This window comes from Methylophaga sp. UBA1464 (genome assembly GCF_002325665.1).
Lineage (GTDB): Bacteria > Pseudomonadota > Gammaproteobacteria > Nitrosococcales > Methylophagaceae > Methylophaga.
In genome coordinates, this window is sequence record NZ_DCSO01000055.1 from 9,219 (window position 1) to 10,241 (window position 1,023).

At 43.2% G+C, this 1,023-nt stretch carries 2 protein-coding genes; one reads left to right on the forward strand and one right to left on the reverse strand.

Going from position 1 to position 1,023, the window contains the following annotated elements:
- Positions 1-209, reverse strand: a 209-nt coding sequence (locus tag B3O33_RS06850; RefSeq protein ID WP_292363261.1) for a DciA family protein, incomplete at its 3' end; no start/stop codon positions are given.
- Positions 210-234: 25 nt separating this feature from the next.
- On the opposite strand from B3O33_RS06850, the gene B3O33_RS06855 reads away from it, so the two are divergent.
- The coding region (locus tag B3O33_RS06855; RefSeq protein WP_292363262.1) for a M23 family metallopeptidase at positions 235-1,023 on the forward strand (789 nt) is incomplete at its 3' end.

Below are 1,023 nucleotides of genomic sequence, written 5' to 3' on the forward strand. Positions count from 1 at the left end.
ACCAGGCTTGCAATTGCCGCATTTTCAGTGTGAATAATGATTTTGTTATCTGTCATATTCGCCAGCTGGCAATGCCCTACGAACTGTGAGGGTAAAATTTCTTGCAGAATACTGTTAAGCTGGGTTAATTTCTGAGCGCGCTTCGACATTTGCTGTAAATGCTGATTTGTTTGGCAAACAGTGGCGAAATGAAGCGGTTTATTTGACATGTCTCAATCCGGGACGAGGATAAGTATGCAGATTATCATAATATCCGCCGACAATACCGGCCATAAGCATTGGCATTTAAGCCGAGCGAGTTTGATGTTATTAGCGATGTTTCTTTTATCCATGACCATTGCTATCACTGTCACAGCAATGAATTATATTGAAGAAAAGACGGCGCTGACAACGACAGAAGATTCAAAGTTTTTCCCTACGGCACAATTACTTTCTCCCCAAACCGCACCTCATTCCATTAGTGATGACACTACTGCCAATGAAGAAATTCAAGGTTTTTATGCACAGCAGCTAGGTGGCTTACAGGCAGAAGCAATCCGACTAAAAATGCTCAGCCAACGCCTGGCTGAAATTGCCGGTTTCGAACTAAGCGATTTTGATTTGGAGTTTTCACCAGGTATCGGGGGTATTGAAAAATCCGGTGACTGGTTGTCCAACGCTGAATTTGAAGAAAGCCTGGTAAAGCTTTCTCAAGACTTTGCCAATCAACAGGATACCCTGACTGCTTTACAGGATTATTTGATCACAAACGATAATATTACTGGTGCGATTCCAACTGGCAGACCTGTTCAGGATGGATGGATATCGTCTTTTTATGGCTATCGTGTGGACCCTTTTAATGGCAAAAAAGCTTTTCATGATGGAATAGATTTTGCCGGTAAAACGGGTAGCGCAGTAATCTCTGTTGCTGATGGTATTGTCAGTTGGGCTGGTATGCGGGGAGGTTATGGCGGATTGGTGGAAATCGATCACGGCAATGGATATGTAACCCGTTACGCCCATAACAAATCACTGGAAGTCAAT